This is a genomic window from Streptomyces sp. AA4 (assembly GCF_000158875.1).
GTDB lineage: Bacteria > Actinomycetota > Actinomycetes > Mycobacteriales > Pseudonocardiaceae > Amycolatopsis.
Genome location: NZ_GG657746.1, coordinates 2,033,653 through 2,052,368, shown reverse-complemented (window position 1 = coordinate 2,052,368; position 18,716 = coordinate 2,033,653). Strand labels below are relative to the sequence as shown.

17 protein-coding genes are annotated in these 18,716 nt (G+C 70.1%); 7 read left to right on the top strand and 10 right to left on the bottom strand.

Going from position 1 to position 18,716, the window contains the following annotated elements; genetic code table 11:
- The first annotated feature begins 13 nt into the window (after positions 1-13).
- Positions 14-2,023, top strand: a complete 2,010-nt coding sequence (locus SSMG_RS09645; RefSeq protein ID WP_037713119.1) for a prolyl oligopeptidase family protein — start codon at positions 14-16, stop codon at positions 2,021-2,023.
- Here the strand turns inward: SSMG_RS09645 and SSMG_RS09640 are convergent.
- The 3 genes from SSMG_RS09640 to SSMG_RS09630 form a co-directional block, all read right to left on the bottom strand.
- Positions 2,020-2,598: a hypothetical protein gene (locus SSMG_RS09640; protein WP_199785853.1), complete on the bottom strand. Its 579-nt coding sequence runs from the start codon at positions 2,596-2,598 to the stop codon at positions 2,020-2,022. The two genes, SSMG_RS09645 and SSMG_RS09640, sit on opposite strands and share 4 nt — an antisense overlap.
- 62 nt (positions 2,599-2,660) lie before the next feature.
- Complete coding sequence (locus SSMG_RS09635; RefSeq protein ID WP_009075153.1) at positions 2,661-3,149, bottom strand: hypothetical protein; 489 nt, start codon at positions 3,147-3,149, stop codon at positions 2,661-2,663.
- A 5-nt stretch (positions 3,150-3,154) separates the two neighbouring features.
- On the bottom strand, positions 3,155-3,964 hold the full coding sequence (locus SSMG_RS09630; RefSeq protein ID WP_286157037.1) for a trypsin-like serine protease: 810 nt from the start codon (positions 3,962-3,964) through the stop codon (positions 3,155-3,157).
- A 138-nt stretch (positions 3,965-4,102) separates the two neighbouring features.
- On the opposite strand from SSMG_RS09630, the gene SSMG_RS09625 reads away from it, so the two are divergent.
- Genes SSMG_RS09625 through SSMG_RS09615 form a run of 3 tightly spaced genes read left to right on the top strand, consistent with a single transcriptional unit; the run spans position 4,103 to position 5,569 of the window.
- Complete coding sequence (locus SSMG_RS09625) at positions 4,103-4,660, top strand: TetR/AcrR family transcriptional regulator (RefSeq protein WP_037713114.1); 558 nt, start codon at positions 4,103-4,105, stop codon at positions 4,658-4,660.
- A 5-nt stretch (positions 4,661-4,665) separates the two neighbouring features.
- Positions 4,666-5,178 carry a DUF4865 family protein gene (locus SSMG_RS09620; protein ID WP_037716856.1) on the top strand — a complete coding sequence of 171 codons (513 nt, stop codon included), beginning with the start codon at positions 4,666-4,668 and terminating at the stop codon, positions 5,176-5,178.
- Positions 5,179-5,185: 7 nt separating this feature from the next.
- The gene (locus tag SSMG_RS09615; protein ID WP_009075145.1) at positions 5,186-5,569 is read left to right on the top strand and encodes a tautomerase family protein; all 384 of its coding nucleotides are present in this window, start codon (positions 5,186-5,188) and stop codon (positions 5,567-5,569) included.
- Positions 5,570-5,584: 15 nt separating this feature from the next.
- Here SSMG_RS09615 and SSMG_RS09610 read toward each other — a convergent pair whose 3' ends face one another.
- Positions 5,585-6,544: a zinc-binding alcohol dehydrogenase family protein gene (locus SSMG_RS09610; protein ID WP_037713111.1), complete on the bottom strand. Its 960-nt coding sequence runs from the start codon at positions 6,542-6,544 to the stop codon at positions 5,585-5,587.
- A gap of 188 nt (positions 6,545-6,732) precedes the next feature.
- On the opposite strand from SSMG_RS09610, the gene SSMG_RS09605 reads away from it, so the two are divergent.
- Positions 6,733-7,290, top strand: a complete 558-nt coding sequence (locus SSMG_RS09605; protein ID WP_234392812.1) for a TetR/AcrR family transcriptional regulator — start codon at positions 6,733-6,735, stop codon at positions 7,288-7,290.
- A 129-nt stretch (positions 7,291-7,419) separates the two neighbouring features.
- Here the strand turns inward: SSMG_RS09605 and SSMG_RS09600 are convergent, their stop codons facing one another.
- From SSMG_RS09600 to SSMG_RS43310, 3 genes are all read right to left on the bottom strand, one after another.
- A complete protein-coding gene (locus SSMG_RS09600; RefSeq protein WP_009075138.1) occupies positions 7,420-10,236 on the bottom strand; it encodes a vitamin B12-dependent ribonucleotide reductase in 2,817 nt (938 codons plus the stop codon).
- A 38-nt stretch (positions 10,237-10,274) separates the two neighbouring features.
- Positions 10,275-10,766: a transcriptional regulator NrdR gene (gene nrdR, locus SSMG_RS09595; RefSeq protein WP_009075136.1), complete on the bottom strand. Its 492-nt coding sequence runs from the start codon at positions 10,764-10,766 to the stop codon at positions 10,275-10,277.
- Between the two features lie 307 nt (positions 10,767-11,073).
- Positions 11,074-11,715 (bottom strand): LysM peptidoglycan-binding domain-containing protein, encoded by a 642-nt coding sequence (locus tag SSMG_RS43310; RefSeq protein WP_078561090.1) that lies wholly within the window; start codon positions 11,713-11,715, stop codon positions 11,074-11,076.
- 1,180 nt (positions 11,716-12,895) lie between these two features.
- Between SSMG_RS43310 and lexA the strand changes: the two genes are divergently transcribed.
- Positions 12,896-13,555, top strand: coding sequence for a transcriptional repressor LexA (gene lexA / locus SSMG_RS09580; RefSeq protein WP_037716852.1), 660 nt, complete (start codon positions 12,896-12,898; stop codon positions 13,553-13,555).
- A gap of 778 nt (positions 13,556-14,333) precedes the next feature.
- Here lexA and SSMG_RS09575 read toward each other — a convergent pair.
- The 3 genes from SSMG_RS09575 to SSMG_RS09565 all read right to left on the bottom strand — a co-directional run bounded on the left by SSMG_RS09575 (position 14,334) and on the right by SSMG_RS09565 (position 17,396).
- Complete coding sequence (locus SSMG_RS09575; protein WP_037713107.1) at positions 14,334-15,347, bottom strand: hypothetical protein; 1,014 nt, start codon at positions 15,345-15,347, stop codon at positions 14,334-14,336.
- A gap of 53 nt (positions 15,348-15,400) precedes the next feature.
- Positions 15,401-16,780, bottom strand: coding sequence for a GTPase HflX (gene hflX / locus SSMG_RS09570; RefSeq protein WP_286157036.1), 1,380 nt, complete (start codon positions 16,778-16,780; stop codon positions 15,401-15,403).
- Between the two features lie 109 nt (positions 16,781-16,889).
- Entirely contained in the window at positions 16,890-17,396 is a 507-nt protein-coding gene (locus SSMG_RS09565) for a transcriptional regulator (protein WP_037713106.1), read from the bottom strand.
- 59 nt (positions 17,397-17,455) lie between these two features.
- On the opposite strand from SSMG_RS09565, the gene SSMG_RS09560 reads away from it, so the two are divergent.
- Positions 17,456-18,709, top strand: coding sequence for an MFS transporter (locus SSMG_RS09560; RefSeq protein WP_037713104.1), 1,254 nt, complete (start codon positions 17,456-17,458; stop codon positions 18,707-18,709).
- Positions 18,710-18,716: the final 7 nt, after the last annotated feature.

Sequence of the window (18,716 nt, the reverse complement as noted above, 5' to 3'; positions counted from 1 at the left end):
GAGACTGGACGGCATGACTGTCGAAGATCCGTACCTGTGGCTGGAAGACGTGACGGGCGACGAGGCGCTCGAATGGGTCCGTTCGCGCAACGCGGAGACGCTGGACGCGCTCACCGCGAGCGAGAGGTTCGGGCAGCTGCGGGACTCGATCCGCGAGGTGCTCGACGCGGGCGGGCGGATCCCGTACGTCGTGCGCCGGGGAACGCACTACTACAACTTCTGGCAGGACGCCGACCACCCGCGCGGGCTGTGGCGGCGCACCACGCTGGAGCAGTACCGCACCGCCGAACCGGACTGGGAAATCCTGCTCGACGTCGACGCGCTGGCCGCGGCCGAGGACGAGAACTGGGTTTGGAAGGGCGCCGCGGTGCTGCGTCCCGGGCACCGGCTCGGCCTGGTCCAGCTGTCGCGCGGCGGCGCGGACGCGACCGTCGTGCGCGAGTTCGACCTCGACGCGCACGAGTTCGTGGAGGGCGGTTACACCCTGCCGGAGGCGAAGCACCGGATCGGGTGGATCGACGCCGACCGGGTGTACATCGGAACGGACTTCGGCCCGGGCTCGCTCACCACGTCCGGCTATCCGCGGCTGGTGAAGGAATGGCGGCGCGGCACCCCGATCGAGGAAGCGACGCTGGTCGCCGAGGGCAAACCGGACGACGTCGCGATGATGGCGTACCACGACCCGACCGAGGGCTTCGAACGCGATTTCGTGCGCCGGGCGATCGACTTCTACCGCACCGAGCACTTCGAGCGGACGCCGTCCGGACTGACCAAACTGGACCTGCCCGAGGACGTCGAGGTGTCCACGCACCGCGAATGGCTGCTCGTGCACCCGCGCAGCGCGTGGTCCGTCGGCGGCGTCGAGCACCCCGCGGGCACGCTGCTCGCGATCGACTACGACGCGTTCAAGGCGGGCGAGCGCGACTTCACCGCGCTGTTCACCCCGGACGCGCACACCTCGCTGGACTACTACACGTGGACCCGCAACCACCTCCTGCTCGCGACGCTGCACGACGTCAAGTCCGAGCTGCGCGTGCTGACGCCGGGTCCGGACGGCTGGGCCGAGGCGGAACTGGGCGGTGCGCCGGAATTCGGCAGCGCGCAGATCGTCGACACCGAACCGGACGTCGACGACGAGTACCTCGTGGACTCCTCCAGCTACGTCCAGCCGTCCACGCTCACCCGCGGCGTCGTCGGCGGCGACGTCGAGGTGCTGAAGCAGGCTCCGGAGTTCTTCGACGCGACCGGGATCGAAGTCAGCCAGTACTTCGCGACGTCGGACGACGGCACGAAGATCCCGTACTTCGTGGTCCGCCCGCCCGGCGCGGAAAACGGGCCCACGCTGCTGTACGGCTACGGCGGTTTCGAGGTTTCGCTGACCCCTTCGTACGGCGGGGTCATCGGCCGGGCCTGGCTGTCGCGCGGCGGCACGTACGTGGTCGCGAACATCCGCGGCGGCGGCGAGTACGGCCCGGAATGGCATATGCAGGCGGTGAAAGAGAACCGGTACAAGGCGTACCAGGACTTCGCCGCGGTCGCGCGCGATCTCGTCGCGCGGGGCATCACGACGAAGGAACGGCTCGGCATCCAGGGCGGCAGCAACGGCGGGCTGCTGATGGGCGTCATGCTCACCAGCTACCCGGAGCTGTTCGGCGCGATCGTGTGCCAGGTGCCGTTGCTCGACATGAAGCGCTACCACCTGTTGCCGGCCGGGGCGTCGTGGATGGCCGAATGGGGTGACCCGGACGTTCCGGAAGAGTGGGAGTACATCTCGAAGTACTCGCCGTACGAGAAGGTTTCGGCGGACGGCGACTATCCGCCGATCCTGGTCGTCACCTCCACCCGCGACGACCGCGTGCATCCCGGGCACGCGCGCAAGATGGTCGCGCGGATGCGGGAACAGGGCCACGACGTGGAGTACTTCGAGAACATCGAAGGCGGCCACGGAGCGGCGGCGGACAACGAACAGCTCGCGTTCCGTTCGGCCGTCGCGTACGAATTCCTCTGGTCGAAGCTTTCCTAGACCAGGTCCCGGGGCCGCGCCCGCACGCGCGGCCCCGGGCGGATCGCCGGTCCTTTGCGGACCTCCGCGAGCGCGCGCTCGAACCGGGCCCAGGCGTCGGTGACGAACGCGAGCCACGGCGTGCCTAGCCGCCGCAATGCGCGTCCGTGGCCGACCAATACGCCGCCGGTTTCGAGGATCGCCCTGGCTCGCCACCTCAGGCTCGCGACGATTCGCTGCCGCCGCAACCGGTCCACGTGAAAGCCGAGCCGCCGTTCCAACCCCGCGAACACGCGCGCGGCCACGTCCGTGGTGACCGGGTCGCGCGTGCCGTCCCGCAACGCGCGGTAATAGCCGAGCGCGAGCACGTCGGAGATCAGCTGGCTCATCACGTCGCTTTTCCCCGGCGGACCGGCGGTTTCCAGCAACCGGGCGACGAGCCGCTGGTCCTCCGCGGTCGCCTCGTCCGGCGGATTCCGGAACCGCCGGACGCTGCGCGCCACCACCGGATCCAGCCGCAGCCCGCTCCCCCACGCCGGCTGCGGCCGGACCTTCCGCCGCCGCGCCTCCGCCTCGAACACCGCACTCCAGTCCACGGCGGTCATGCTGCCGCGCGGATGTGCCCGCGGCGCGGGGAGGATGTGGAGATTCGGTGGAGCTAAGGGAGAAACAGTCCGGCGGCGGCCCAGTGGAACACTTTCGGGTCGCCAAGGCCGGATTCGGTGAGCCATCGCGCGGCCTGATGGGCAGCGTCCTCGTCCTCGATCAGCCCGTGCCGGCCGGGCACGATGCCGGTGGCCGCGCGGACGTCGTCGACCAGACCGCCGAGGCAGCGCCAGGTGTGCCAAAGTCCGCCGTCGTAGCCGACCAGTTCGAACCCCAGCAACTCGCCGGAGGCGCTCGCGCCTCGCTCGATGCGGTTCACCACCACGCTGGTCTCCCGGTCCCAGCCTTCCGCGAGGATTTCGCGGACGATCGGCTCGGCCTCCTCCGGCGAGAGGCCCACCTCGAGAACTTCCAGCCCGGTGTGGCGGGCGAGCACGACGTCGCGGAACCAATCGTCGTGCACTTCCGCGACGCATTCGCTGATCGACACGAATTCGCTGGTTCGCTGCACGGCACGGTAGCCCGCCGACACGAGAGTCACGGCGGCTAGTTTCCTCCCCGGTTCGACCGGATCGTCGCCCGGATCCAGTCGGCGTACGCGGGCACGCTGCTGTACAGCCCCGGCCCGCCCGCACACGCCGCCCGTGCGGCGCCGGGTCCCGACGTGACCCCGATCAGCTCCCACTGCCAGCCGGGTCCACGCCGGATCTGCGGTCCGCCGGAATCGCCGATGCACGCCATCGCTTCGCGCCGAGGGCTCACCGTGCACAACCGCGTCCGGCCCGCATATCCCGGGCCGCATTCGGATTCCGCACCGCGCCGCACGTCCAGCTCCTGCAATCGTTCCGGGAACCGCGCCTTCGTGAAGTCGTACGTGTCGACCGTCGTGCCGAACCCCAGCAAGCGCGTCGGCGTGCCCGGCTCGCCCGGGCGGGAAGCCAGCCGGATCGGCTTCTCGGCGACCGGACGGTCCAGTTTGAGCAACGCGACGTCGTTGCGGTTGAAGGGAACGCTCTCGCTCTGCAGCGCGTAGCCCGGATGCGTGACCACCTGCGCGATCCGCCGCACGGTTCCGCCGGAATTCCGGTGCTCGCTGCCGATCCGGACGGTCCCGTCCGGCGTCACGAGAGCCGAGTCCACGCAGTGCCCCGCCGTCACCACCCACTGCGGGTCGATCAGCGAGCCGCCGCACACCCCGCGGTCGCCGGTCTGGTTGACCCGCTCCGGAATGGAGGTCATGAACGGGTAGCGCTGCGTCGAATCGCCGCCCTTCACGATCGCTTCGGCAGTGCCGGTCGAGAACAGGGCGGCGCACGCCAACGTCACGGCGACCACCCGGCGGCCAGCAGACTTGATCACGGAGAAATCCTTTCGTTCGGCTCCCGGAAAGCCTGCCGGGTCAAGATCATCCGGACCATCCGGTCAGCCGGTCTCCCCGAGGTAGGGCCTGCCCCCGGTCTTGTCTCTGTACCTACTAGTATGTACGGTGAGGTCATGTCCACGAGAGACCAGCTCGTCGCGAGCACTCAGGACCTGCTGTGGGAGCGGGGGTACGTCGGCACCAGCCCAAAGGCGATCCAGCAGCGCGCCGGGGCCGGGCAGGGCAGCATGTACCACCACTTCGCCGGGAAGGCCGACCTGGCGCTCGCCGCGATCCGGCAGAACGCCGCCGATCTGCGCGCCTCCGCCGAAGCCGCATTCGTCCAGGGCACAACGGCAGTCGAGCGTGTTTCCGCCTACCTGCTGCGCGAGCGGGACGTCCTGCGCGGCTGCCCGGTCGGACGGTTGGCGTTGGATCCCGAGATCGTCGCGAACCCGGAATTGCGCGCGCCACTGGAGGAAACGTTCGACTGGCTGCGCGGCCGTCTCGCCGAAGTGCTCGCCGAGGGCATCGCGAACGGCGAACTCCCGGCCGACCTCGAACCCGCGACGACCGCGACCACGCTCGTCGCGGTGCTGCAGGGTGGATACGTCCTCGCCCGGTCGTCCGGGACGGCCGAGCCGTTCGACCAGGCGATCCGCGGCGCACTCGCGCTTCTCGAACGGCGGTGACGGCGGTGTACGCCATGCAGTACGAGATCGACCTGCCCGCCGGATACGACATCGAACACCGGGTCGCGACCCGGGGCCACCGCACCGACGAGTTCCCCGGACTGGGGCTCAAGGCATATCTGGTGCGCGACAACCAGTACGCCCCGTTCTATCTCTGGGCCGACACCGCCGGAATGAGCCGATTCCTTTGGGGCGGCGGCGGATTCGAAGGAATAGTCCAGGATTTCGGCCGACCGCCCGTGCGGCATTGGACCGGTGCGCGCTGCCTGGCCGGTCCCGCACGAGCGAGCACGCCGAAGTTCGCGACCAAACGCGTAGGGCAGTTTCCGGAAGACTTCGACCGCGAACTCGAGCAACTGGCCCGAAACCCGGCTGTGCACACCACCGCGCTGGTCATCGACCCGCGGAGCTGGGAATCCGTGCGCTTCACCCTCTGGACCGCCGCCCCGACCGAGGACGCCGACGTCCAGTACCGCGTGCTTCACCTGTCCCGTCCGAACATCGACCAGTTGAGCTGAGGTCCCCATGCCGCTCGTCCGCATCGACGTGCTGTCCGAACCCAACGCCGACCGCCTGCCCGCCATCGGCGAAGCCGTGCACCAGGCCATGACCGAAACCATCGACGTCCCGGTCGACGACCGGTTCCAGATCATGAACAGCCACGCGCCCGGCCGCTTGCGGTACGACCCGAGCTATTTCGGCGTCCAGCGCGACGACGACATCGTGTACATCGCCATCACGATGCGCGCCGGCCGCACCGACGAGCAGAAAACGGCGCTGTACCGGCGAGCGACCGAACTCATCGCCGAGTCGACCGGGATCGAACCGCGGAACGTCTTCTTCAGCTTGACCGAAAACCACGAGGTGGACTGGTCGTTCGGCGACGGCGTCGCGCAGATGCTGCGCTGACGCCTCCCTGTTGCGTCACAAGAGAATGACGGTGCGCTCGCCGGGTGCGTCCTGGTTCGCCCACGCCGCCTCGACCTGGTCGAGCGGGAACGGACGCGGACGCACGGCCATGCCGCCCGCGGCGATCGCGGCGACCAGCTCGGTGAACTCCCGCTGCATGACCTCCGGTTCCACTGCGCCGAAACCACTGCCGAGGACCCGGAACGCGTTGGAGCGCATCTCGTGCCCGGACAACGTGATCGAGTCGCCGCCCATGCCGCCGATCTGCACCCAGTCGAGCAAGCGAGTGTGCTGAGTACGCGCTCCGAGGACGGCGCGCATGGCGAGTTCGGTCGGCGGCCCCCACACGTAGTCCAGGACCACGTCGACCTCCGCGGCGGCCTCGGCGAACGCGGCCGCGGTGGCGTCCTCGTTGGGAACGAGCTGGACAACCGCGTCCGCGCCGTCTGCCGCCAACTCGTCGAGGCGGGCGCGGTCGCGTCCGGCGGCGATCACCCGTCCCGCGCCGAGGTGTTTGGCGACCTTGACGGCCGTCGAACCCGCGTTGCCGGTCGCGCCGTGCACCAGAACCGACTGCCCGGCCTCGAACGGCACGCGGGTGCGCAGCGCGGTCCACGACGACAAGGCGGGGTTCATGGTGGCTGCCAGGACCGCGGGATCGGCACCTTCCGGGACCGGGATGAGCGCGGCCGGATCGACCACGATGCGCTCGGCCAGGCTGCCGGCGCCCATGGTCATGACGTAGCCGAGGCTGCCGTCCGCCCGGCGGACGACCGCGTCCGCACCCGCCAGCGCGGGCAGGGTCTTGGGGCTCGTGTAGTGCTTGCCGGCGGCGATGCCGCGAGTGGCCGGGTGCACGCCGACGGCGAGGACGTCCACCACCTCCTGGCCGGAGGCAGCCTCGGGAGCGGGGACGGAGCGGTAGTGCGGAGGTTCGTCGAAGGACTCCACGAGCGCGGCGTTGATCATGGACATGCTGGTTCCCTTTACGCGGTCGAGCACCGTTTAGAAACGGCTCCGTATCTTACGGTTCCGAGCGTACGACCGCGGGTTAAGATACGCAAGCGGGTCTAACCGTCTGGCTGAACGCGAACGTCCGGAGGGCAGTGGTGAGCGAGCAACGGCGCACGGAGGGCACTCCGACCCGACGCAGGGGTGTCGCCTTGGAAAACGCGCTCATCGACGCTGCCTGGGAGGTGCTGGTCGAGCAGGGCTATCACGGTTTCACCTACGAGGCCGTCGCGGCGCGCGCCGGGACCAGCAAGCCGGTGCTCTACCGGCGCTGGCCGCGGCGCGAGGACCTCCTCGTCGCCACACTCGCCCGGCACTGGCGTCCGCTCGACCTCCCCGACACCGGCACCCTGCGCGAGGACGCCCTCGCCCTCCTGCGCGCGGTCAACGCCGAGCGGGCCCGCACGGTGGTCCTCCTGCACCTTCAGCTGGCGGACTACTTCCGCGAGACCGGCACCAGTTTCAGCGACCTGCGCGGCCGTCTTCGCCTCGCGGACCAGCCTCCGCCCTTCGTGACGCTCGTCGCCCGTGCCGTCGAGCGCGGCGAACTGACGGCGGAGCCCCGGCCCGAACGCGTGGTGAACCTGCCCTTCGACCTGGTGCGCCACGACATGCTGATGGCCATGGGCGGGGTGCCGGACGCGTCGATCGTCGAGATCGTGGACAAGGTGTGGCTGCCGCTGCTCGGCCTGCGTCGCGGCGACACGTAAGGCACCGGGTCGCGCTGGAGGACGTCTCCCGTCGTGGCGGACCTCCCGGACCTGCGCCTCCCGTTTGCCGAGCCCTCAACGGAAAGAGGGGGCGCGGCATGCGCCACGCCCCCTCATTTCACCGTCCGGTCAGCTGCAGCCGGAAGTAGCCCCGCAGCCCTCGCAGGCGTAGCACGATCCCGCGGGCCGCATCTTCGTTCCGCAGGTCATGCAGAGCGGGGCGTCCGCGGCCTTGCCGAGGTGGAGTTCCATCAGTTCGGCCGTGCTGTGCGCGTCGCGCGCCGGAGTGTCCGTTGTGGACTCTTCGGCGCGGGCGGGCGAAGCGTCCACGCTGCCGCGCAACGCGTCGAGGTCGAGGTTCTGGCCGCCGTAGTTCGCCTCGACCTCGGCCGAGCGCTCGTCCGCGGTGAAAATGCCCAGCTGGGCCCGCTTCTCGTACGGCAGGTAATCAAGCGCCAAGCGGCGGAACAGGTAGTCCATGACGCTCGTCGCGATCCGGATGTCCGGGTCGTCGGTCATGCCCGCCGGCTCGAAGCGCAGGTTCGAGAACTTCGAAACGTAGAACTCGAGCGGGATGCCGTGCTGCAGACCAACCGAGATGGACATCGAGAACGCGTCCATCACGCCGGACAGCGTGGAGCCCTGCTTGCCGAGCTTCACGAAGATCTCGCCGAGGCCGTCGTCCGGGTACGAGCCCGCGTGCAGGTAGCCCTCGGCGCCGCCGACGGTGAACGACACCGTCTGGCTCGGGCGCTTCTTCGGCAGGCGGCGGCGCACCGGACGGTATTCGACGACCTTCTCCGGCTCGGCCTCCGCGACGGCTTCCTTCTTCTTCGCCGTGGACAGCGGCTGGCCGACCTTGCAGTTGTCGCGGTAGATCGCGAGCGCCTTGAGGCCGAGTTTCCAGCCTTGGAAGTAAATCTCCTCGACGTCCTCGACGGTCGCCGACTCCGGCATGTTGACCGTCTTCGAGATCGCGCCCGAAATGAACGGCTGGACCGCGGCCATCATCCGCACGTGGCCCATCGGCGCGATGGACCGGTCGCCGACCGCGCAGTCGAACACCTCGTAGTGCTCGGGGCGCAGGCCCGGCGCGTCGACCACGTGGCCGTGCTGCGCGACGTACTCGACGATCGCCTCGACCTGCTCGGCCTGGTAGCCCAGCACCTTCAGCGCGCGCGGCACGGTCTGGTTCACGATCTGCATCGACCCGCCGCCGACGAGCTTCTTGAACTTCACCAGCGAGAAGTCCGGCTCGATGCCCGTGGTGTCGCAGTCCATCATGAAGCCGATGGTGCCGGTGGGCGCGAGCACCGAGGCCTGCGCGTTGCGCCAGCCGTTGCGCGTGCCCAGTTCGATGCCCTTCTGCCACTCCTCCGACGCGAGCGCGCGGACCGCGGCGTCGTTGCTGTGGTAGGTGCGGACGAGTTCGTTGGCCGCGGCGTGCTTGCGCATGACGCGCTGGTGCGCCTCGGCGTTGCGGGCGTAGCCCTCGTACGGTCCGACGACGCCGGCCAGCTCGGCCGAACGCCGGTAGGACACGCCGGTCATCAGGGACGTGATCGCGGCGGCGAGCGCGCGGCCGCCCTCGGAGTCGTACGCGTGGCCCAGCGCCATCAGCAGCGCGCCGAGGTTGGCGTAGCCGATGCCGAGCTGGCGGAACTTGCGCGTGGTGTCGGCGATCGGCTCGGTCGGGAAGTCGGCGAAGCAGATCGAGATGTCCATCGCGGTGATGACGAACTCGACGGCCTTCGCGAACAGCGGCGCGTCGAACGTGCCGTCGTCCGAGACGAACTTCAGCAGGTTGAGCGACGCGAGGTTGCAGCTTGAGTTGTCGAGGTGCATGTACTCGCTGCACGGGTTCGACGCGGTGATCCGGCCCGATTCGGGGCAGGTGTGCCAGTCGTTGATCGTGCTGTCGTACTGGACGCCCGGGTCGGCGCATTCCCACGCCGCCTGCGCCATGCTGCGGAACAGCTTCTTCGCGTCGGTGCGGTCGATGACCTCGCCGGTGAGCCGGGCGCGCAGGCCGAAGTCCGTGCCGTTCTCGACGGCGTGCATGAACTCGTCGGACACGCGGACCGAGTTGTTCGCGTTCTGGTACTGCACCGAGGAAATGTCGGAGCCGGAGAGGTCCATGTCGAACCCGGCGTCGCGGAGGACCTTGATCTTCTCCTCTTCGCGCGCCTTGGTCTGGATGAACTCCTCGATGTCCGGGTGGTCGACGTCGAGCACGACCATCTTCGCCGCGCGCCGGGTGGCGCCGCCGGACTTGATGGTGCCCGCGGACGCGTCGGCGCCGCGCATGAACGAGACCGGGCCGGACGCGGTGCCGCCGGAGGTGAGCAGTTCCTTCGAGGACCGGATGCGCGACAGGTTGAGGCCCGCGCCGGAACCGCCCTTGAAGATCAGGCCTTCCTCGCGGTACCAGTTGAGGATCGACTCCATCGTGTCGTCGACGGCGAGGATGAAGCAGGCGGACACCTGCTGCTTCGACGACGTGCCGACGTTGAACCACACCGGCGAGTTGAAGCTGAAGACCTGGTGCAGCAGCATCCAGGTGAGCTCGTGCTCGAAGATCTCGAGGTCGGACGGACCGGCGAAGTAGTCGTGCTCGGCGGCGGCCTTGACGTAGGTGCGCACCACGCGGTCGATCAGCTGCTTGAGGCTGCTCTCGCGCTGCGGGCTGCCGACCGCGCCGCGGAAGTACTTGCTGGTGACGATGTTGGTCGCGTTGACCGACCAGAACTCGGGGAATTCGACCCCGCGCTGCTCGAAGTTGACGCTGCCGTCGCGCCAGTTCGTCATGACGACGTCGCGGGTCTCCCACGCGACCTCGTCGTAGGGGTGGGTCCCCTCGGTGGTGAAGACCCGCCGGACGGTGAGGCCCTTGTTCGGCTTCTTGTTCTGTCCGGCCGCGGCGCCGGTTCCCACGGTTTCGGTCATGCGGTCCTGTCCCTCGCTCCCCGCGACCCGGTGACGGCTCAGTCGTCCCCGGCGCGCTCGCTTTCCTGGTCCTCCGCAGTTCCCGCCATGGCTTTCCGCAGGTCCGAGATCTCCTTCTCGAAGTCCTCGACCGAGGAGAAGGAGCGGTAGACGCTGGCGAACCGGAGATACGCGACGCCGTCCAGTTCGCGCAGCGGGCCGAGGATGGCGAGGCCGACCTCGTGGCTGGGGATCTCGGCCAGCCCGGCGGACCGGATCGACTCCTCCACGCGCTGCGCGAGCTTCTGCAGCGCGTCGTCGTCGACCGGACGGCCCTGGCAGGCCCTCCGCACGCCGTTGACCACCTTGTCCCGGCTGAACTGCTCGGTGGCACCGGACCGTTTGACCACGGCCAGCACCATCGTCTCCGACGTGGTGAAACGCCGTCCGCACTCGGCGCACGAACGCCGCCGCCGGATCGCCTGTCCCTCGTCCACCTCTCGGGAGTCGACGACCCGAGAGTCCGCATGCCGGCAGAACGGGCACCTCATCCGCCGATCACCTTCCCCTCCGCGCCGGTCGATTCCTGTCCCAACCGGCCCCTGCCGCCACGCTACGGCCTGGACCGCGGTCACCGCGCGCGACCCCGCGCCTGGTGATCGACTTGTGGACATCCGGTGGGCAACTGCCGGCCGGCTGTGGACAACTGCCGCCAGTCTACCCCTACCTGTGGACCAACTACAGCGGTGTAACTACTAGATATAGGGGTAGACCTTAGATCGCCTCCGGGGCGGGCGCAAGAAACCCGAGAGGGTGAAAGACCGGTTGCGCAAGAGGCGACCGGGTGATCTCCGACAGTCATGACCCGGCGGCGCCCGTTTCCCCGCCCGACCCTTCGCCTGAACCCGAGCCGGACCAGGCGACCGGCACGGTGAGCGGCATGCCGGGCAGCAGGGCGGTGTCGTCGAGGTTGTTGAGCTCCTTGATGCGTTCGACGACCGCGCTCTGGTCGGCGTTCGGCGCGAACCGGGCGGCGAGAGCCCCGAGCGAATCGCCGGGCTGCACGGAAACGGACGCGGTCCGCGACGGCACCGGACCGCTGGACACTCCGGAACCGAACACGCCGAGCCCGGTGACGATGAGGCAGGCGACGAAAGCGATCGCGAACAACCACGGCCACCGCACCGACGGCCGGGCCGCGGACTTGCACGCGACGCCGCCGCGCTGCCCGGCGAGGACCCGCTCCCGAGACGGCGGCCGCAACGGCTCGCCGCGGCGCTCCCGCGCGGTGCGGCCGGGATTGGCCGGGAACGCGGCGGGAATGTGCCGGACGGCGGTGCGGCTGCGAGGTTTTCGGGACTCGCGGACCGGGGCTTCGGTCTCGACCGCCGAGGGGGCCGAGGTCTGGAATCCGGCTCGCTCGACCGACGTCTGGAACCCAGCCCGCTCGACGGACCGAACGGCGGCGGCGGACCGCAGCGCGGAAAGCTCGCCTGTCATTCCCCGTGCGCCTCGCTCACCAGAGAGCGCGAAAGCCGCGGATTCCCTCTCCGACCGCGTGCCGACCCGCGCCGCAATCTCGCCCGTCGACCGCGCGCCCCGCCCGACCGGCAACGATTCGACGGAAGCCGTGAACTCCCCCGCCGCCCGCGCGCCGACGTGCCCGTCAACGCGTCCGAACGCACCGTCCGGCAGCGACGGTTCGGAAGCGGGCAGCTCGCCACCGGCGAGCCCCGCCTCTGCCGCCGCTCGCCAGGCGCGCCGCCGCCCGGGCTCGCCACGCGAACCTCCCCGCGACTCGCCCGCGCCCCGGGCCCGCCGCGAATCGTCGTGACCGGCTTCGCCGCGCGAACCTCGCCGGGATTCGCCGCCACTGCAACCCTGCGAGTCGCTTCGGCCCTGCTCGCCGCGCGAACCGTTGCCGGACCGCGCCGTGCCGACGCCGCGTCGGGCACCGGTCCGGCCGCGAAGCTCCACCACCTCGGCGGAACCGCCCGCCGAGCCCGGATCAGCGCCGGATCCGGCCTCGGCGCCCTCCCGAACACCATCCTTTCGGGTGGCTTCCAGGCGCTCCGAACCGCGCCGCGACCGGCGTGCCGGACCGCCCGGCCCGGGTTCCCTCCGGGACGGGGCCGCTCCGTCCGGCGCGGCGCCGTCCTCGGCGGGGCGGACGGCGGGGACGGGCCGAAGCGGGCGGACGAGCCCTCGATCTGCCAGGATCGACATCGCGGAACCTCCTCATGACCTGCGGATCCGTCCGGTCCGGGCCGTACACCTGCGCCGCAGCGGTCCAGATCGAACAGGCGTTCTATCGAACGTCCGTGCGAAGGTCTACCACCCCGCACCGACAAAATCGAGAGGACACGGCGTGTCGATCGAACAGATGTTTGAAATCGTCGCGCGCGGTGACTAACGTCGGTGACCAGGACATCTGCCGGACCGGCTCCGGCGGGTGCCGCCGGACGGGCGTTCGCGGAAAACGCGGATCCCGGACCGGCGCACGCGGACACGCGCGGGACGCCGACACGGCGACCGCGGGACGGCTGGAGGCGACGCAGCGTTGGAGAAGGACACGGTGAAGGGCACCGCGGCGAAGGGGGCCAAGGCGGCCTCGCGGGGCAAGGCGTCCGCACAATCCGCGCGCGAGTCCGGCCACGAGAGCACGGGGAAGGTGAGCGCCATGCCGGAGGTGTACGACGTGGACGAGACGCTGACCGTCCGCCAGCAGCAGGTGCTCGACGTCATCCGCACCTGGGTGAGCCGCTTCGGCTACCCGCCGAGCGTGCGCGAGATCGGCGAGGCGGTGGGGCTCACGTCCACGTCGTCGGTGTCGCATCAGCTGCGCGCGCTGCAGCGCAAGGGCTATCTGCGCCGCGACGCCAACCGCCCGCGCGCGGTGGGCGTGCTCGCGTCCACGGACGACAACCCGATGGGCATCGAGATGGACCAGCAGCCGTCCGTCCCGAAGGCGGCGTACGTGCCGCTGGTCGGCCGGATCGCAGCGGGCGGTCCGGTGCTCGCCGAACAGGCCGTCGAGGATGTTTTCCCGCTGCCGCGCGAAATCGTCGGCGAGGGCGAACTGTTCCTGCTGAGCGTCACCGGCGACTCGATGGTCGACGCCGCCATCACCGACGGCGACTGGGTCGTCGTCCGCCAGCAGCCCGCCGCGGAGAACGGGGACATCGTCGCCGCGATGATCGACGGCGAGGCCACGGTGAAAACGTTCAAGCGCAAGGACGGACACGTGTGGCTGATGCCGCACAACGAGGCGTACGAGCCCATCCCCGGTGACGACGCTTCGATCCTGGGCAAGGTGGTAGCGGTGCTGCGCCGACTCTGAGACATGGTTCGCTCCCCTCACCCCTGCCCCAGGGCCCAGGCGAGGGGAGCGAGCAACCCCGCCCGGGCTCGGGTTTCGCCGACAGCCGGGGATGGTTGCGCGAGGTCAGGTACAGAGGCAGGCCTGAAGCCACGGCACATCGGCGGCTGAACCTCCTCGAGAGCGGTGGCACGCAGCAGCGACGGCACTCCAGGAGCGATGCCGTGCCAGGTGCGGCTGCGCACCATCAGCACCGTCGCGCCCGACCCGGCGTCCCACCGCGAGCAGTCCCGCGCCCGATGCAGCAGCACACCACGAGCACCGCCAGGCCTGATCCGGCAGCGCAGCAGGGCGATTCCGTCGAGGGCGCGGTGCGGCGTCAGCGGTGGCACGCCAGGAGCGATACCGCTTCGGAAGCGGCGCAGTGTCAGCGCGTCCGGAGTCAGCACCTCTGCGGGAACGGCACGGCACAGACGCCGGGCCAGGAGCGAACACCACCGCCGACACGCGCAGCACAGACGCCAGGCCAAGAGCGAACACCGGCCACCTCCCCCGGGGCGCGCACCGGGCCAAGAGCGAACGCCCTTACCGGACCAGAGCGGCATAGGCACCGGGTCGAGAGCGAACATCCCTCCTGGAACGGCGCGGCATAGGCATCAAGCCCGGAGCAAGCACCGCCGTCAGAGCAGCGCGGCACAAGCACCGCGCCAGGAGCAAGCACCCCTGCCAGAACAGTGCGGCACCGGCAGCAGGTCCGGAGCAAGCGCTACTGCCGAAACGGCGCGGCACAGGCGGCAGGTCAGGAGCGGCGGCGTTTCCTGGCCATCAGGACCCACGCGGCAAGAACGACCACTGCGGCAACGGCAGCCACGGCAACGGGACCGAGCGGGAACCCGCCGGAGTCCTCGTCGGCTGGCTGAGGCGCAGCGGCACCACCGGGCTTCGGCGCGGGCGCTTGTGGCGTGACCAAACCCGTCGCGTTCTTGATCGCCCGCACCGGCTCTCCGACGCCTTCGCTCGCGGACAGCAAAGTCCCGTCGGGCTCGAAAGCAATGGCTTCGCCCTGCTTCTCGTTCGGCAACGGAATCCGCACGGGTTCGCGTTGCAACGCTGCCGCCACGTCGCCGTCTGGGGCTGCGTACAGATATGCGTCCGTGTACGTCCGCAGGGCGATGACCTTTCCGTCCGCGCTCGTCGCGCCTCCGGTGATCAGCGCCGAACCGAAGGAGCCCACCGGGCCGCCGGGCGTGTCGGTGCTGTGGACGCGCAGAGTGCCGACCTGCTCCAGTTTCGTCGGACCGGGGGTCGCCAAAGGGCCTGACGGCCGGTAGACCTTCGAGGTGCCCAGTAGATCCTTGGTCACCAGGAACGGCGTGCCGGACTGGTCGAGAAGCAGAGTTTCGGTGTCGTGCGGACCGTCCGGGTAAGTCAGGCGGTGCACGACGGCCGCTCCGCCAGTCGGTTTCAGTTCCAGCAGAGCGACGGTTTCGCGTTTAGCGCGATTGTCGCCGGTGTCCGAGAGCCACAGGGTGCCGTCCTTGCCGCGGGCGAGGTCCTCGACGTCGTACGGATCCGTCGGATCGGTCAGGACGTCCTTGACCTGGCATTTCCGGTCCAGCACGAAGACCTGCACCTTCGTGCCGCCGTCGTTGATCGCGTACCAGTGCTCGCCGTCGGAGACCAGGCCGGACAGTTCGTCGAGGCGCTTGTCCTTCACCTGGCAGAGGGTTTCCGGGGCAGGAGCAGAAGCCGCCACAGCCGGGACCGCTCCCGCGAGCATCAGGACAGCCGTCAGTGCCAGGACGACCCGCACCAGTTCACCTCCGTAGTGCACGGCCCGCTCGGACCGTGCACTACGAAGGACGTTCAGAGCGCCGAGACGTTGGTCTCGAACGCCCGCAGAGCCGCGGCCAGGTCGGCCCGCACCCGTACCTTCAGGCGCGTGCCGTCGGCGACGTGCTCCTCTTCCAGCACCTCGCCCTCCGCGTGCGCCCGGGACACGAGCTCGCCGCGCGAATACGGGACCAGCACGTCGATCACCAGTTCCGCCCGCGGCAGCCGCTCGGCCAGCACCTCGGCCAGGTCGGCCACGCCCGAACCGGTGCGCGCGGAGATTTGCACCGAACCGGGCAGCGCGTGCCGCAGCCGGGCCAGGGTGACGTCGTCGGCCGCGTCGGCCTTGTTGATCACCAGCAGCTCCGGCGGGAGCGGCTCCTTGCGGCTGCGGGTGATCTCGGCGAGCACCTCGCGGACCGCGTTGACCTGGTCCTCCGGGGCCGCGTCGGAACCGTCGACCACGTGCAGGAGCAGGTCGGCGTCGGCCGCCTCCTCCAGCGTCGAGCGGAACGCGTCCACCAGCTGGTGCGGCAGGTGCCGCACGAACCCGACGGTGTCGGTGAGGGTGAACGTGCGCCCGTCGGCCGTCTGCGCCCGGCGCGTGGTCGGGTCGAGGGTGGCGAACAGCGCGTCCTCCACCAGCACCCCGGCCCCGGTCAGGGCGTTGAGCAGGCTCGACTTGCCGGCGTTGGTGTAGCCGACGATCGCCACGCTCGGCACCTCGTTGGCCACGCGCTTGCCGCGCTTGGTCTCGCGGATGGTGTCCATCGCGGCGATCTCCCGGCGCAGCTTCGCCACGCGCTTGCTGATCCGCCGCCGGTCCGTCTCCAGCTTCGTTTCACCAGGCCCGCGCAGGCCCACGCCGCCGTTCGCGCCGCCCGCGCGGCCGCCGGCCTGCCGGGACAGCGCCGAACCCCACCCGCGCAGCCGCGGGACGAGGTACTGCAGCTGGGCCAGCTCGACCTGCGCCTTGCCCTCCTTGGACCGGGCGTGCTGGGCGAAGATGTCGAGGATCAGGGCGGTCCGGTCGATCACCTTGACCTTGACCTTCTCCTCCAGCTGGCGCAGCTGGCCGGGCGAAAGCTCGCCGTCGCAGATCACCGTGTCGGCTCCGGTCGCCACGACCACGTCGCGCAGCTCGCGGACCTTGCCGGACCCGACGTACGTCGCCGGGTCGGGCTTCTGCCGCCGCTGGACGAGGCCTTCGAGCACCTCCGAGCCCGCCGTCTCGGCCAGTCGCGCCAGTTCGGCCAGCGACGCCTCGGACTGCTGGGCGGTGCCTTCAGTCCACACGCCGACCAGCACGACGCGCTCCAGGCGAAGCTGCCGGTACTCGACCTCGGTGATGTCCTCGAGCTCGGTGGAGAGGCCCGCGACCCGGCGCAGCGACGCGCGGTCCTCGAGCTCCATCTCCCCGACCGAGGGGTCGTAGGGGTCGTTGTCGTCGTAAAAGTCTTCGTGTGTCTGTTCTGTCATCGTGCCTCCATGGTCCCACGTTTCGGCGCGGGAACCGAACGGATTACCTGCTGGGATAAACCGAGACGTACACGGCCGTGCGCTCCGAGGCCGGATCACGCGGTCTGGCCTTGAATTCCTCGAGCAATCCGGCGAGCCGCCGCTTGAACTCCGCGACCTCGTCGGCACCCACCTGGACCACGAGCCGGGTCGTGTCCGCCTCCGCCAGGTCCGCCTCGGCCATTTCGGCCAGGTAAGCCTCGAGCATCGCCTGGTTGACCGCCACCGCGTCCGCGTCCGCGTTGTCCAGCTGCCAGGAAAGCCCGGTGGACAGGTACGGGATCTCCTTCGCCCCGCGCGCGCCGCGGCGCGGTTCCTGCGGGACGAGAAATCCGGTGTCCACCAGCCGCCGCACGTGGTGCAGCGTCGTCGCCGGGTCGCGGCCGAGCCGCTCCGCCAGCTCCTTGTTCGTCATAGCTTCGAAGGAGGTCAACCGGATGATGCGCAGCCGTATTCCGGACGCGAGCGCGGCCGCCTCGGCTTCGGTGGAGGGACGTCGGTGCAACGACATGCCGAGCAGCCTAAACAAAGTGATTGACTCTTTCCAATCACTCCGCGACACTCGATCGGGTGCGTCGCGACTCACTCTTCTTCCACGCCGATTTCCGCAGGCTGTGGGCCGGGGACACGGCGAGCCAGCTGGGGATGTTCGTCGGGGTCACCGCCATTCCGCTGCTCGCCGCCGTCACGCTGGCCGCCACCCCGTTCGAGATGGGCCTGCTGACCATGGCCGAAACGCTCGGCTTCCTGGTCCTCGGCCTGCCCGCCGGCGTGTGGGTGGACCGGATGCGCAAGCGGCCGCTCATGCTCGCCGCCGACCTGGTCCGCGGGGTGCTGCTGCTCAGCGTCCCGCTCGCCTGGTGGGCCGGCGTGCTCACGATGGCGCAGGTGCTGGTGGTCGTGCTGTTCGTCGGCTTCGCCACGGTCTTCTTCGACGTCTCCTACCAGGCGTATCTCCCCGCGCTGGTCGGCCGCGAAAAGCTGCTGGAGGGCAACGCGAAGCTGCAGGGCGTGCAGTCGTCGGCGCAGATCGCCGGGCCGAGCCTCGCCGGCCTGCTCGTGCAGTTCGTCGGCGCGGCCAGCACGGTCCTGGTCACCGGGCTCGGCTATCTCACGTCCGCGCTGTGCCTGTGGCGCATCCGCACCGTCGAAACGCTCCCGGAACGCACCGAGCACGACCGCCTGGTGCCGCAGATGCTGGAAGGCCTGCGGTTCGTCGTCGCCGACCGGCCGCTGCGCGCGATCGTCGCCTGCACCGCCACGTCGAACTTCTTCGGCGGAGTGGTCCAGGCCGTCCAGGTGCTGTTCCTGACGCGCACGGCCGGGCTGAAACCGGCCGAGATCGGCGGCCTGCTCGCGGTGAGCGGCGTCGGCGGCATCGCGGCCGCGCTGTGCGCCGGGCCGATCATCCGCAAGATCGGGCAGGCCCGGTCGATCTGGCTGATTCCGGTGCTGTTCTGGCCGGGCGAACTCCTGGTCCTCGCCGCCCGGCCGGACTGGCGGATCGCGCTCGCCGGGCTCGGGATGGCCGCGTTCGGGTTCGGCGTGATCCTCTACAACATCGCGCAGGTCTCCTACCGCCAGGCGATCACGCCGGACCGGCTGCTGGGCCGGATGAACGCGAGCGTCCGGTTCGTCGTCTGGGGAGCGCTGCCCCTCGGCGGGCTGCTGGGCGGCGCGCTCGGCGAAGGGCTCGGGCTCGCCGGCACGCTGTGGATCGGGTCCGCCGGGCCGATCGCGGGCGCGCTGTGGGTGATCTGTTCGCCGCTGCGGCGCATGCGGGACCTGCCGACGGGCGGGGAAATCGCTGTACCCGCGCCGTAAAGTGCGG